Annotated in this window: 11 protein-coding genes; 4 read left to right on the top strand and 7 right to left on the bottom strand. The window is 63.4% G+C overall.

Features of this window, described 5'->3' with window-relative positions; genetic code table 11:
• Positions 1 to 57 precede the first annotated feature (57 nt).
• The 3 genes from AC5LXX_RS25130 (at position 58) to AC5LXX_RS25120 (ending at position 4,204) form a co-directional block, all read left to right on the top strand.
• Positions 58 to 2,229, top strand: a complete 2,172-nt coding sequence (locus tag AC5LXX_RS25130; RefSeq protein ID WP_493413410.1) for a T6SS effector phospholipase Tle3 domain-containing protein — start codon at positions 58 to 60, stop codon at positions 2,227 to 2,229.
• Positions 2,230 to 2,363: 134 nt separating this feature from the next.
• A complete protein-coding gene (locus tag AC5LXX_RS25125) occupies positions 2,364 to 3,707 on the top strand; it encodes a virulence factor (RefSeq protein WP_493411406.1) in 1,344 nt (447 codons plus the stop codon).
• A 224-nt stretch (positions 3,708 to 3,931) separates the two neighbouring features.
• Entirely contained in the window at positions 3,932 to 4,204 is a 273-nt protein-coding gene (locus AC5LXX_RS25120; protein ID WP_493411405.1) for a hypothetical protein, read from the top strand.
• 61 nt (positions 4,205 to 4,265) lie between these two features.
• On the opposite strand, the gene pip is transcribed toward AC5LXX_RS25120, so the two are convergent.
• Positions 4,266 to 5,198, bottom strand: coding sequence for a prolyl aminopeptidase (gene pip / locus AC5LXX_RS25115; RefSeq protein ID WP_493411404.1), 933 nt, complete (start codon positions 5,196 to 5,198; stop codon positions 4,266 to 4,268).
• Between the two features lie 325 nt (positions 5,199 to 5,523).
• Between pip and AC5LXX_RS25110 the strand changes: the two genes are divergently transcribed.
• The gene (locus AC5LXX_RS25110; protein WP_493411403.1) at positions 5,524 to 6,675 is read left to right on the top strand and encodes an acyltransferase family protein; all 1,152 of its coding nucleotides are present in this window, start codon (positions 5,524 to 5,526) and stop codon (positions 6,673 to 6,675) included.
• 17 nt (positions 6,676 to 6,692) lie between these two features.
• Here the strand turns inward: AC5LXX_RS25110 and AC5LXX_RS25105 are convergent, their stop codons facing one another.
• The 6 genes from AC5LXX_RS25105 to AC5LXX_RS25080 form a co-directional block, all read right to left on the bottom strand.
• Positions 6,693 to 7,493: a PA3715 family protein gene (locus tag AC5LXX_RS25105; RefSeq protein ID WP_493411402.1), complete on the bottom strand. Its 801-nt coding sequence runs from the start codon at positions 7,491 to 7,493 to the stop codon at positions 6,693 to 6,695.
• 121 nt (positions 7,494 to 7,614) lie between these two features.
• The gene (locus AC5LXX_RS25100) at positions 7,615 to 8,535 is read right to left on the bottom strand and encodes a trypsin-like peptidase domain-containing protein (RefSeq protein WP_493411401.1); all 921 of its coding nucleotides are present in this window, start codon (positions 8,533 to 8,535) and stop codon (positions 7,615 to 7,617) included.
• 315 nt (positions 8,536 to 8,850) lie between these two features.
• Positions 8,851 to 9,915: a 2-aminoethylphosphonate aminotransferase gene (locus AC5LXX_RS25095; protein ID WP_493411400.1), complete on the bottom strand. Its 1,065-nt coding sequence runs from the start codon at positions 9,913 to 9,915 to the stop codon at positions 8,851 to 8,853.
• Positions 9,915 to 11,111, bottom strand: a complete 1,197-nt coding sequence (aepY, locus tag AC5LXX_RS25090; protein ID WP_493411399.1) for a phosphonopyruvate decarboxylase — start codon at positions 11,109 to 11,111, stop codon at positions 9,915 to 9,917. Before aepY ends, AC5LXX_RS25095 begins: the two co-directional genes overlap by 1 nt.
• Positions 11,108 to 12,796: a phosphoenolpyruvate mutase gene (gene aepX / locus AC5LXX_RS25085; RefSeq protein WP_493411398.1), complete on the bottom strand. Its 1,689-nt coding sequence runs from the start codon at positions 12,794 to 12,796 to the stop codon at positions 11,108 to 11,110. The genes aepY and aepX overlap by 4 nt, the downstream gene beginning before the upstream one ends.
• The gene (locus AC5LXX_RS25080; RefSeq protein ID WP_493411397.1) at positions 12,793 to 13,560 is read right to left on the bottom strand and encodes a phosphocholine cytidylyltransferase family protein; all 768 of its coding nucleotides are present in this window, start codon (positions 13,558 to 13,560) and stop codon (positions 12,793 to 12,795) included. Before AC5LXX_RS25080 ends, aepX begins: the two co-directional genes overlap by 4 nt.
• Between the last annotated feature and the right edge of the window lie 29 nt (positions 13,561 to 13,589).

Raw genomic sequence — 13,589 nt, 5'->3', positions numbered from 1 at the left:
ACCGGAACGCCACGCAAGCTTCCACCGATCGTCGTCGGCCGAGGCGACGGGGTGTCGATGTGGACGAAAGACACGCGGCTGATCTGCATCAAGCAAATGCCGTTACCTGGTGTCGTCATCTTCGTCCATGGGGTGAACTCCGAAGGCGAATGGTTCGAAGCCGCCGAGCAGGGGCTGTGCAATGGCCTGAATCGCCGGCTCGGGCGGCTGGACGATCAATTGATGTATCACGGCATCGATGCCGGGCAATTGGTGCCCGCGAAGTACACGGAGAGCGTGACGCCGGACGGGTTTTTGAATCCAACGCTTTGGTCCGGCAACTACATCAAATCTGACCCGTCGTTCTCGCCCGTCATTCATTTCCGATGGGGCTATCGGGCAACCGCCGCAGAGTTGAAAGAGTACGGCGACAAGATTTTCCTGAACGAGAAGGACTATTGGGGCGGCGGTCCGTTCACGAACGGCTGCGCGAGCCTGCCCGATCTCTGGCACGGCGGCCTCGACGACCGCGCGGCCGGGTGGGTGACCGTCCAGGGGATCAACCCGACCAACCGGCCGCTGTATCGCGCGCCGCCCCGCGCATATGGCGTGCTCGCCGCTTTGCGCCTGGCGAGGCTGATCGAGTCGATTCGCCGCATGCAGGCCGACGTGCCGATTACCGTCGTATGCCATAGCCAGGGCAACATCGTGGGCCTGACGGCGGCGTTCTTCGGCGATGCACTGCCCGATGTCGAAGATCCGTGGGGACGTAGCGGGCATTGCGTGGCGGATGCCTACGTACTGGCGAATGCGCCGTATAGCCTTGCGCGCGCAGACGGCCCCAATCCATCCGATACGTTCATGGATACCTGGTCGCAACGCGCGACCAGGGACGGCAGCGGTCGTCGCGGACGGCAGACCTACGCCGCGCGCACGAAAACGTTCGGCAAGTTTCTGTCGATCATCGGCACGCGCAAAGCCTACGAACTGCCCGCCGGCAAGATCGATGAAGACATGGCCAACGAGCGGGTATCGCCGACCAGCAAGCGGTCTTATGCAGCACAAGAGGATCGGGCTCGCCACGGCCTGAACGGATCGACATATGGTCGCGTCACCGCGTATTGCTGTCCACACGACCAGGTGATTTCGGCGGTCACGGTTCAAGGCATCGGCTGGCGCGGCATCGACGAGAACGAGCTGAACGATATCAGCGTCCCCGGCGTGCTGACGCAGCGCGTCTTTGCCTCCGGCTTCCAGGTTGGCGTGCAGAAGCGCTATCGGTATTGGGAAGATGACTGGCGGCATGGCAAAAAGGGAACGACGTCGGGATTCTGGTATCCGCCTTCGCCACCTGCCAAGTTCAATCTCATCGGTGCGCTCAAGGGAAACGAGTCCGTGCTCGGGGTGGCGGCCACGCTTGCATCCGCGCCGATCATGTTTTTCGTGACCCAGATTAGCTCGGCATTGAATATGTTCCGCGTGAACGCCGTTCCGCCGGAGGGCTGGACCGTGGTGGCGGACGCGCCGCCACTTGACGAGCCATTCCCGCCGAAAGCGATGCGGTTCGGCAAGCTCATCGAAACGAAGGACGGCAATGCGAAGAGCGACTTCAACGAAGGCAACGATCCGCCGGCCGCGTGGCGAGACGCAAGCAAGACAGACGCCGACAAGCGCGCTGATGATCCCTACGATCAGTACAAGGCGAAGAACGATGACAGTGTCGCGCAAGGGACGGCAGAGAGCGAAGCCGGACAGCGTTACGAGGACCGCGCGTTGATGCGGATGGAGGCGCGGCGCACGCTGAATACGGAATGGCTCGATGGTGATGGCCACGTGATCGGCGAGGACGGCAAGAGCGAAATGCCGGAGGGTTACAAGGAATGGCGAGACAAGCAGATTGTCGATTGGCTCGATCGTGGTTCGACCAACAGCCCGACAAATCACTCCACGACGATGACCAATCCCGAGCATGCCGAAAAGGCGCTTGCGTACGATGTGGCGATCGGGGTTTGCTATCTGACGCCCGAGCAGCTCTACGACCTGCGAATTGAGGCGGATTGGCGGATGGGGGACGGCATTCCCAATGACAATCCGAACAAGAAGTACTACGACTATTTTGCGTCAGGAACGCTCGATAGAACGCCTCTTCACGAATGGGTACATGCCGAGGAAAGCGAAGCCAAGATTCCCGTCGCGATCGTGGACGAACGCGAAGCTCAAGTCTATCTCAGGGTCGGGGGTGCAATTTGAAGACCCTGATTTCTACATGGCCTCGACGTGTCGCCATTGCAGTCGCGGCATGGATAATTGCCACTCTAATAATGGCTTTGCTGATGACGCACGTAGAACAACCCGACCAAACACAATTGGAAGTAGGAGATTGGATGAAGCGATTTGTTGTGGTGCCCGGCCTGGTGGCTCTCATGGTGTTTCTGTCTACCACGGCCATGATGCGTTCGGCACATGCCGTGCCGACGTCGGAGCGGGTAGAAAATGCCACGCCGGTCGGAGAAGAGCCAGTGAAGCCATTTACGGCGCAGGTTGTCGGCTTGATCTGGTTGAATCCGTTGGAACGCATGGACTACCCGACCGAATGGCAATTGCTGTGGGCACAGGGCCTTGTCACACCGAACAAAAATGACGACATGGTGCGTACTGATCCAAAATCCTTCACGACGTTGCAATCGGTAGCTGGCATTGCCTATGGCAATAGCGGAACGGAGACGTTCAAGGGCTTCTATGCCAAGTACATTGACAAATTCATCTTGCTTATACGCAGCCGTTACTTCAGCAATGCAAAATATTTCTACACGGTGAGGCCCGAGAAGCAAAATGATTGGCGAGAACTCGCGGGTATCCGGGTCGAAGTTGCCGCTCCACTGCGCCTCGATGCGGCCTATGCCCGATCGCGCATGATCGATCGGATGATGAACTTCTTCGAGATCGGCCCTCCGTCACCCAAGACTTTGTGGAGCCGCGACACGCCTCCCGACGTACAGATCACGCAGGGTGGTGCGAACGCCGGCTTCACGTCCCTGAACAAAGCCTTGGACTACTTGCAGGCGAACCCCGACAAGAGCGTCTGGGTGATGAACTGGGACGCGCCCAACTTCCCGCCGACGGACGCACAGATCAACGAGAACCTTGTCGTGCTGTTCCTCGCCGGCCCAACCTTCAACACCGAACGCGAACCACTCGCCTGGATCGGCAAGGCCGCAACCGGCAATACGCATGATTTTCCGCAGAAGGTCGGCACGACCCGAGCCGTGCAGGCGTGGAAGGCGACCATCGATCAGGCGGCACGCAATGCAGGCGTCGCGGTCCGGGATCTCCATTACATCGTTCACGACGCAGGCAAGGGCAGCGATGCATCGTCGGCACGTCTTGCCTCGCTCTCCCGGACCTTGACCGAAACCCTCCCCGAATACGACCACTCGAAGCAGACATTCAACACGGCCGCGCTACTCGGCGACATGGGAACAGGCAGCGCATTGACCGACGTCGCGCTCGCCATCGGCCGGATCAACCACTTCGGCGCCAATGCACTCGTGGCCGGCACGACCGATCCGGAGCATCCCGTCGCGGTCGTCGTCCTGCCGCCGTCGACGCTCACGCCGATCGATCCCGACAAGGACTGGTTCCGTGCGCGCGGCGGCAACAATGCCTACCTGCCGTGGTGGGGACGCCGACACGATACGAATTACGGCATGCAGGGCTATTCGTGGTGAGCTCCGCTTGTGCGACGACCGGCCGGTTTGGCACCCCCGATGCGCGTCCCGCCAGGGCGCGAGACCCGGCCAACGCTTTAAGTCTTCGTTAATACTGCACGCCTAGCATGGTGATGTCGGCGAACGGTCCGGACCCATCCGGCGCGCCGGCGGCACGCGCGGGTGCGTCGACGTCACGGCGCCGCGCCGTCGCGCGGCGCCATTTCCCTGCAACGGCGGCGGACATGATCAAGAATTTCGACTATACGCTCGGCAACGAGAAGATCGAGCTTTGTGCGAGCTTCGGCGCGGGCCCCGCATTCCGCCGCGTGCTCGTGAGTCGCGCGGATTCGATGGAAACGCTCGTGGTGCTCGACGCACGCGGGCTATCGGGCCTGCTGAAGGTGGCGACGGAAGAACCGGAAGGGCTGCTCGACGACGCGATCCGGAAGGTCGGCGACGAACAGCTCGTCGAGCGCGCGATCAGCGCAAGGACGATCGTGGAAACCGCGTTGTGATCGGGCGGCGCGTGAGCGTGCCGGCAGGCACGGCGGCACGCGCCGCGTTGCGTTGCATCGCTCAGGCGGCGAACCGGTCGGTCGCCGCGATCAGCGCTTCGAGGATCCCCGGCTCGTTGTAAGCGTGCCCGGCGCCGGGCACGATCTCGAACGTCGCCTCCGGCCATGCCTTCGACAGTTCCCATGCGGTGCGCGCCGGGGTCGCGACGTCGTAGCGGCCCTGCACGATCACGCCAGGAATGCCGGCGAGGCGATGCGCGTCGCGCAGCAACTGGCCTTCCTCGACGAAGCCCCGGTTCACGAAGTAGTGGTTCTCGATCCGCGCGAACGCGAGCGCGTAGTGACCGTCTGCGAAGTGCTCGGCGAGTTTGGGGTCGGGCAGCAGCGTGATCGTGCGGCCTTCCCAGATGCTCCACGCGCGCGCGGCTTCGAGCTTCGCGGCTTCGTCGTCGCCGGTCAGCCGGCGATGATAGGCGGTCATCAGGTCACCACGTTCGGCTTCCGGAATCGGCGCAACGAAGTCTTCCCACAGGTCGGGGAACAGCCACGACGCGCCTTCCTGGTAGTACCACACCAGTTCCGCGCGACGCATCGTGAAGATGCCGCGCACGATCAGCGCGCTCACGCGCTCGGGGTGCGTTTCCGCGTAGGCAATCGACAGCGCGCTGCCCCACGAGCCGCCGAATACGAGCCACTTTTCCGCGCCGACCATCTCGCGCAGGCGCTCGATATCGGCGACCAGATCCCACGTCGTGTTGTTCTCGAGGCTCGCGTGCGGCGTCGAGCGCCCGCAGCCGCGCTGGTCGAACAGCAGGATGTCGTAGCGCTCGGGATCGAACAGGCGGCGATGGTCGGGGCTGCAGCCTGCCCCGGGGCCGCCGTGCAGGAACACGGCGGGCTTGCCGGCCGGGTTGCCGCAGCGCTCCCAGTAGATGCGATGGCCGTCGCCGGTGTCGAGGTGGCCGTGGGCGTAGGGTTCGATCGGTGGGTACACAGGCAGGCTCCGGGTGAGTGTCGACAGGGGGCGGACGAGGCGCGGGCCGGTGTGCGGACGGGGTGGTACTTCGTGTGTTGCTGCGCCGCAAAAATCGTTGCGTAGGCATCGGACCGGCCGCCGCCGGACAAGGCTTGTCATTATGCCCATTCGCCGCGCCCGGCGTGGGCCGGCTGTGGCGTGTGCGGGCGCCGCTGTCGGCCCGGCGATTTTTGAAGTAATTTCATTCCGATATTTTTCATACAAAATCCCGGCGGCATATCGGCGTGCCAGTCGGCGCGCCGGCTATCTCCTGCTCCTTTACCGTGCCAACGGGAACCAGCCGATGAACCATCGCGTCACGCAGTTGACCGGGTTGCGCGCCGTCGCGGTCGCGATGGTCGTCGTCGGTCATGCCGAGCATGTGCTGCCCGGCGGCTATACGGGCTGGTACGCGCCGTTGCGGCTGATCGCCGACGGCCGGCTCGGCGTGCTGATCTTCTTCGTGCTGAGCGGCTTCCTGATCACCAACGTATTGCGCGCCGAGTTTGCGCGCACGGGCGGCATCGCGCTGACGTCGTTCTACGTGCGCCGTGCGCTGCGGATCTGGCCTGCCTGTTATGTCTATCTCGCGGCCGTCGCGATCGTGGCGTTCGCCGGCGGCTTCGACGTCGATCGCCGGCAGTGGCTGTATGCCGCGCTGCACCTGTGGAATTACTCGGCGTGGTTCGGGCTGACCGGCGACAACACGCTGCATCCGGACGGCGCGTGGTATCTCGGCCATTTTTGGTCGCTCGCGCTCGAGGAACAGTTCTACTGGTTCTGGCCGCTGCTGTTCGTGTTCGGCATGCGTCGCGCCGGCACGCGCTGGCTGGCCGCGCTGATCCTGATCGTGCCGTTGGTGCGCGCCGTTACGTATTTCGTTGCGCCGGCGTTGCGCGGGCAACTCGGGATGATGTTGCACACCGGCGTCGATCCGATCCTGATCGGCTGCTATGCGTCGCTCAACCGCGAACGGCTCGAAGCGTGGATCGGCTCGTGGAGAGGTGAGGCGCGCATCGTGACGGCGCTCGTCTTCGTCGTGCTGCTCGGCATGCCGTTCGCCGAACACCGGCTCGGCGGCTTCTGGAACGCAACGTACGGCGTGACGCTCGAAGCCGCACTGATCGCGATCGTGATCGTCGTGCTGAATTTTCGCGGCGAGTTCTGGTGCGCGCGCTGGCTGCGCGCGCGGCCGGTCGTGTTCGTCGGCACGATTTCGTTCAGCCTCTATCTGTGGCAGCAGCCGTTTGCGAATCCGAATCTGGCGGTTCCGCACGAGTTTCCGCTTGGCATCGTGTGGGCGCTGATTGCCGCGACCGCCAGCTATTTCGTTGTCGAAAAACCGTTCCTGCGGCTGAAGGATCGCTATACGGCACGCGAGGCGCGACGCGTGCGGGATGAGGCGTTGCGGATGCCGGCGCCGACCGATGCGATCGGGGCGAAGGTGGTGGAGTAGGTGGGTGGGGCGCAGTCTTACTTGAAGCGCTTCTTCGAGGCGGGTGAATACCAGAAGTCGCGGAACATATCGATTCCGTACGACTTGCCGTCGTATTTGACGATCGTGCGCACGGTACGTTTTCCCTTGATTGAGTCTTCGTTGTCAGCGACGTGTGCCGTAATCGACAGATCCGCGAAGCCGTTGTGCGATGTCTTTTCGACGGCAATCGTCATATGTGCAGATTCACTTTCCAGATCACTGGTATCGGGGCCGCATGCGATGCCGGCGGTGGCTACCCAGCCGTGGAGATTTGTTCCGAACACCGGACGGACGCGGGCGCCGTCGCGAATCCACAGCGTCAGTTCGTTCTCGGGGTATGCGTCCACACAACTCGGCCCACGTGCGCTGCTGGTAAACACGACGCCGAACGCGCGCACGTCGGGTGACAGCCTGTACGGCGCAGTGTCGATCCGATAGCTGTTCTCGCTGATCTCCGTTACCGCATCTTCCTGAACCACCGACCGCTCGGCCGCCACGACCTTGCCGCCCTCGACGAGTGCGACGACCTGCAGTTTTTTGCTTTCGTCCGGGTTCTTGCTTTTGGGCAGCGAATCGAACGCGACGGCCGCGATCGTCGTTTCCGGTGCGTTCGGCATGGCCTTGCACGCCGACGCGACGACGAGCCGATTCGCATCTCGCGTGGCGATGCGTGCGCTGGCGATGCCGGCCCAGCGGGCGACGGCAGTGAGGGTGTCGTCGCCGCAAGACTGGCTTTCGGCAGCGTGAACTACGGCGGCGGCAAGTGCCAGCATTGGAGCGAAGCGCAGGATTCTCATTGTTGCGATCGGATATATGTACTCTTCGATGTTTGTGGGGGTTGCCTAGCGACCCGTTGTTGCCGTTGAGCTTTGACGAAAGCTGTCGTTCAATGAGATGTTAGGCGGCTGCCGCAATAACCTAGTTAAGTACACCACAACACTCCTTGTATCGCTTTCCGCTTCCGCAGGGGCACCGTGCGTTTCGGGACACCGTCGGCGCTGGCTGAAGAGCTTTCCTTACGGCCTCTTCGAGCACCAAAAGCTCATTTGACTGAATCACGTATCCAAGGTTGTTCGGGATACTTCCAACTGCTATCGGCTTCGTATCCGTTGGAACGTCAACTACGACGATCTCGCCGGTTGTAGTGTGTTGAGGGCCGGCGTACAGGGTCCCAAGCAATGCCACTCGACTTCCCGGACATAGCGCACCGCCCGGGCTGACATAGCTTCCAATATTTGCCAGGAATACGGGGGATCCTGATGAGCCAGGGAAGCAGGCTGCATCAATGAGGAACTCAGGCTTTCCGTTCAGTTTCAGCTTGGGATGTGTTGCCGTAATTCCCTTTCTGATGATTGGTAGATTATGAAGCTGATCCCATAGGCCATTTGGGTAACCAATCATCACGATCTCCTCCATCGGAGGCAAAGACTCCAAAAGATCGTTGCTTGCGAGCGTCCCTTTACCAAGCGGTACGAAATGGTAGGCCCGCCCGTCCTTGCTTGCACTATTTAAGATTGGGCCTATAGGAAAGGCAACTAGATCTATCGTGTCTGTAGGGTGGAGTATGCAATGTTTACCCAAATCGTTAAGGACTACGGCCTCATGCTTCCCAAGATCTGGAGTACCGTCTTCATTCTTCAACGTTAAATGAAAGACTCCTCGAATCGCACCCTCGACGACATGCTTGTTCGTCACTACGCAGGGAAGCGATTTCCCCTCTGCCTCGCAGAACATATAGATGTAGCCAGAACCCGACGAGATTCTATTCTGTGAATCCGTGCATTCAATGCGCACCGTACTATGCACAAGTTGCGTGATGGGATGGATGAACTGAGACATCGATGGAAGCGCTTAACGTTCAAAGTCAAGGGCGCTACGCGACACTTTATCGCGCAGAGTCCCCCGCACCACAGTGCTAATCCTCTCGCTCACTGGCGCACCTTTGTGCGGATGTAGTGAAAGAGCGTCCGAATGACATTTATCGCCAGATAGGCATAAAGCATACCGCCTCGCCCGGATGGCAGCTATCGGGATCAGGTAGGGACTGGCCGCTCGTGGCCGGATCCCGACTCGTGTCCCATGTCGCCCAAAATTTGCTAATAAAAATGAGAAAGGCCCTTGCGGGCCTCTCATGAACGAAGCGGGGCGCAACGCTTACCGCGTCAACGCCGTAAACCCTTCCAGCAATCGATCGACATCAGCTGCCTGAATCGCGCCCATCGTCGAGATCCGGAACAGTTCCTTCGACAGCCCGCCTTGCCCCGCGTAAATCACAAAGCCACGCGCCTTCAGTCCGTCGTGCAGCGCTTCATACGTGACACCCTGCGGCAACCGATACGCACGCAGGACGACCGACGACGCGCCTTCAGGCAGCACCAGTGGCATGCCGCGCGCAGCAAGCCCGGCTTGAGCCTGATCGGCAAGCGCCTTGTAATGCGCATGCCGCGCACGCCAACCGCCGGCCTCATCAAACTCGCGCAGCGCCTCGACGAGCGCGTAATACGCATGCACGGACGGCGTGAACGGCGTATTCCGCTGATCCTGCAGCTTCGCAAGCCGCCCAAGATCGAGGTAGTAAGTACGACTAGCAGCCTTCGCGAGCGCACTGCGCCGCACGATCACGAACGCCGCACCCGGCACACCATGCAGGCACTTGTTCGCGGTGGCAGCCACGGCATCGATATCGCCACCGGCAAAATCGATCGCTTCCGCGCCGAAGCTGCTGACGCCATCAACGAGCATCTTCACGCCACGCGAACGGCAGACTTCCGCGATTGCGCCGAGATCATTCAACCGGCCCGTCGTCGTTTCATGATGAATCACCGCGACATGCGAATACCCACCCGCATCGAGCTTCGCACCGATCTGCGCGAGATCGGGCGCCTGCATCCACTCATGCTTCAACACGTCGTGCGCGATACCGTACTGCGTCGCGATCTGCGTGATCCGCTCGCCATACACGCCGTTCTCGATCACGAGCAGCTTGCCGTCCTGCGGCACGAGCGCCGCGATCATGCTTTCGACGGCAGCCGTGCCCGACCCCGTCATCAGCACGGCGGCCCATTCGGCCGGATCGAGCTCGTACGCGGCGACGAGGCGCGCACGCGCCTCATCCTGCAGATCGAAGAATTCGCTTTCGCGATGGCACAGGTCGGGTTGCAGCAGGCTGCGGCGCACGCGTTCGGAGAGCGTGACCGGGCCAGGGTTCAGCAGCAGCATCAATGGGCTCCTTCAACGTGGGCTTCGGTCTGCGCGGCGCCGATGTGCCGCATCAGACGGGTCTTCACCTCGACCGGCGTGACGGTCGGGCGGGGCAGGCCGTCGGGCACGCCCGTGCGGATAGTCACGCGTACGAATTGCACACCGGATGGCCGGACCCCGTCGCCCGTCGCAGCCAGCGTCGTATCGAGCACGTCGAGCGTGTCGCCCTCGACCGCCGACGCATAGCCGCAAGCGGCAGCGACGCCCGCGAACGACACATGCTGCGACACCGTTGCCTGGCCGCCCGTCGATTCGTGCGCGCCGTTGTCGAGCAGCACGTGCGTGAGGTTCGCCGGGCCGTAGGTGCCGAGCGTCGCGAACACGCCCATCCGCATCAGCGCGGCGCCGTCGCCGTCGACGGCCACCACGCGCAGGTCGGGGCGCGCGAGCGCGAGGCCGAGCGCGAGCGGCGTCACGCAGCCCATCGAGCCGACCATGTACAACTGGTTCGGGCGATCGTCGAGCGCGTAGAGTTCGCGACCGCAGAAACCGGTCGACGCGAGCACGACGGTCGAATCGACCGGCGTATGCGCGATCACGCGCTGCAGCGCGTCGTGACGGGTCGGCCACGCATCGGCCGACGCCGCGCCCGACGCCGATTGCGCGGCGACGTGCGCACGCGGCTTCGCGGCCGGGTTCGCCTTCAGCTCATACGGCGCGACGCTGCCTTTCTGCATCACGAGCGCGTACGGGCGGCCCGTCGCGTCCATGTGCGCGATCGCGCGGTCGAGTGCCGGGCCGACCTGTTCGGGGTCGGTCGGGAACGTCTCCCACGGGATCTCCATCGTATCGAGCATCGCGGGCGTGATCGGGCCCATCAGCGCATGCTGCGGCTCGTCGGCGACGCCCGGCTGCCCGCGCCACGTGACGATCAGCAGTTGCGGCAGGCGGAACGTCCAGGTCAGCGACGTGAGCGGGCTCACCGCGTTGCCGAGCCCCGAGTTCTGCATCATCGCGATCCCGCGCTTGCCGCCGAGCGTCGCGCCCGCGATCAGCGCGACCGCGTCGCCTTCGTTCGCGGCCGACACGTAGTTCAGCGTCGGGTCCTGCAGCACGTAGTTGATGAACGGCGTCAGGTACGAGCAGGGCACGCCCGCGTACCAGTCGAAGCCGCGTTCGCGCGCGGCCTCGACGAACTGGGCCGCTTCGATCATTGCGCGCCCCCGTTGCCGGCGGCCGGTTCGGCCAGCGGCGTCTGGCCGTGCGCGAAGTCGCCCGCGCGGCGGAAATCCTCGAGATCGTTGACGCCGCGCCAGTGGCCGTGCACGTATTGCACCTCGATCTTCTCGCCGGCGGCGATCAGTTCGTTGAGCAGCGACGGGATGTCGAGCGTGTCGAAGTCGGGGCGTGCCTGCAGCGTCGCGAGCATCGCCTTCAAGCGGTCGACACCGGCGCCGCGCACGTTCAGCAGGCCGATCCAGCGGCCGTGCGGCGTGCCTGCGGCGACGTCGCTCGACACGCGTTGCAGGTAAGTCTTCTGGCCGAACAGGCCGCGATCGTCGGCCGCCGAGCAGAGCGCGAAGTCGCGTACGCTCTGGTTGGTCGGCTCGGTCAGCGACGAATCGACGACGACGCTGAACTCGGCTTCGCTTTCCGCGAGATCGCGCACGATGTAGCTGCGGAACAGCAGGTCGCCGTACGAGATCACGGTGTCGCCGGTCAGGCGTTCGGCCGCGCATGCGAGCGACGCGAGTTCGCCCGTCTGCGCATGGCGCTCGTTGACGACGAGCTTGATGCCCGACGTATCGATCGCATCGGCGCGATAGCCGCCAACCACGGTAATGTCGTTCACGCCGTGCGTCTTGAAGCCGTCGACGAGCCAACGCAGCAGCGGCTTGCCGGCGACCGGCAGCATGACCTTCGGCTTGTCTTCGGTCACGGCTTCCAGGCCCTTGCCGCGGCTCGCGGCGAGCACGATCGCCGCGTTCGACGCGCGCGAGGACGACGACAGGTAGATGCGCTCGGCCGCCGAGTATTCGTCGGCGTCCTGCAGACGGAAGATCTCGTTGACCGATGCCACGCGGTCTTCGACGTTGATCAGCGTTTCGCTCTCGTGGATCTCGCGCGCGGTCGCCTGCATCGCGGATGCCGACGCGCGGATCAGATGATTCGCCCAGATCACGGTGCTGATGCCGGCCTGGCGGAACACGTCGGTCGGCGTGCTGTAGTACTTGGTCGGCACGATCACGAGCGGCGCCTTGCCGCTCCATTCGCGCGCGAACTGCAGGATCTCGTCCGGGCGCGACAGCTTGCTGTGGATCAGGATCGCGTCCGCGCCGGCTTCGGCGTACGCGTTCGCGCGGCGCAGCGCCTCGTCCATCCCCCAGCCGGCGATCAGCGCTTCGACGCGCGCGACGATCGAGAAGTCGGGGTCGGTCTGCGAATCCTTGCCGGCCTTGATCTTGCCGCAGAACTCGTCGATTTCCGCGAGCGGCTGGCGCTCGCCGCCGATGAAGCTGTTCGTCTTCGGGAACTGCTTGTCCTCGATGCAGACGCCGGCGATGCCGCGCTGTTCGAGCTTCTTCACGAGTCGGCGCACGTTGTTGAAGTTGCCGTAGCCGGTGTCGCCGTCGAGCAGGATCGGCAGGTCGCTCGCGTCGGCCATGAATTCGAGCACGTCGACGACCTGTGTCCAGCTCGCTTCGTTGTTGTCGCGTACGCCGAATTGCGCGGAGATCGCGAGGCCCGATGCCCAGATGCCCTTGAAGCCGGCTTCGCGGACGATCCGCGCGGACAGGCCGTTGTGCGCTTCCATCAGGAATTCGAGGTCGCTGCTGACGAGCATGCGGCGCAGGCGTGCGCTGCGCGATTCGGTGAAGTTGGGTTCGCGTGCGTTCATCGTGCGGCTCCTGCGGTGGTGCGTTGAATCAGGGGGAGGATGTCTTGCGTGGCGCGGGCGACGTCGTTCGGGAAGTCGATCTCGATCCACGGCATACCGGTGACGTCGGCCACGTCGAACGAATGACCACCTTCGAGCAGCAGGTCGCGCACGGCTTCCTCGTGCGGCATGTTCGCGCGGCCGCTGTCGACGTAGCCCGCGACGATCGTCGCGAGGCGGCGTGCGGTGCCTTCGGTGAAGCGGAAGAAGCCGACCGATTCGCCGATCGTGTCGTATTCGAGGTCGACCGCGAGCTGCTTGCGCAGTTCGACCGGCACGCCGTTCTTCAGGCACAGCTTGACGGGCTCGTCGCCGGCCTCGAAGTCGCGGTCGATCAGCAGGCGGTCGACCGCGCGGTCGGCATCGGCCACCAGCGCGTGCAGGATGTTCTCGTCGTACAGCACGTCCGCGTCCATCAGCAGTACGTCGCCGCCGCGCGTCATCGCATCGGCGACGGTATGCACGGTCAGCACGCTGCCGAGGTCGTAGCGGTCGTTGATCACGATCTCGGCCTGGCGGCCGAGGCGCTTCAGCTCCTGCTCGACCTTCTCGTGCTGGAAGCCGAGCCCGAGCACGATCTCGTCGACGCCCGCGGCGTCGAGTACGCGCAGATGGCGCTCGAGCAGCGAAACGTCGTCGAAGCGCAGCAGGCACTTCGGGAACTGCGCTTCGGGCGGTTGTTGCAGGCGCAAGCCGAGGCCTGCCGCAAGAATGATGGCTCGCATGGGTTCTCCAACCAAAAAGCCGGCGATCT

The sequence above is a fragment of the Burkholderia torrens genome (assembly GCF_984668525.1).
This window is presented reverse-complemented; position numbering and strand designations above follow the sequence as displayed.

Excerpts from the sequence above, each read along its gene's own strand:
- AC5LXX_RS25130 (WP_493413410.1), top strand. The coding sequence starts at position 58 with ATGTGGACGAAAGACACGCGGCTGATCTGCATCAAGCAAATGCCGTTA.
- AC5LXX_RS25125 (WP_493411406.1), top strand. The coding sequence starts at position 2,364 with ATGAAGCGATTTGTTGTGGTGCCCGGCCTGGTGGCTCTCATGGTGTTT.
- AC5LXX_RS25120 (WP_493411405.1), top strand. The coding sequence starts at position 3,932 with ATGATCAAGAATTTCGACTATACGCTCGGCAACGAGAAGATCGAGCTT.
- AC5LXX_RS25110 (WP_493411403.1), top strand. The coding sequence starts at position 5,524 with ATGAACCATCGCGTCACGCAGTTGACCGGGTTGCGCGCCGTCGCGGTC.
- AC5LXX_RS25105 (WP_493411402.1), bottom strand. The coding sequence starts at position 7,493 with ATGAGAATCCTGCGCTTCGCTCCAATGCTGGCACTTGCCGCCGCCGTA.
- AC5LXX_RS25100 (WP_493411401.1), bottom strand. The coding sequence starts at position 8,535 with ATGTCTCAGTTCATCCATCCCATCACGCAACTTGTGCATAGTACGGTG.
- AC5LXX_RS25095 (WP_493411400.1), bottom strand. The coding sequence starts at position 9,915 with ATGCTGCTGCTGAACCCTGGCCCGGTCACGCTCTCCGAACGCGTGCGC.
- aepY (WP_493411399.1), bottom strand. The coding sequence starts at position 11,111 with ATGATCGAAGCGGCCCAGTTCGTCGAGGCCGCGCGCGAACGCGGCTTC.
- aepX (WP_493411398.1), bottom strand. The coding sequence starts at position 12,796 with ATGAACGCACGCGAACCCAACTTCACCGAATCGCGCAGCGCACGCCTG.
- AC5LXX_RS25080 (WP_493411397.1), bottom strand. The coding sequence starts at position 13,560 with ATGCGAGCCATCATTCTTGCGGCAGGCCTCGGCTTGCGCCTGCAACAA.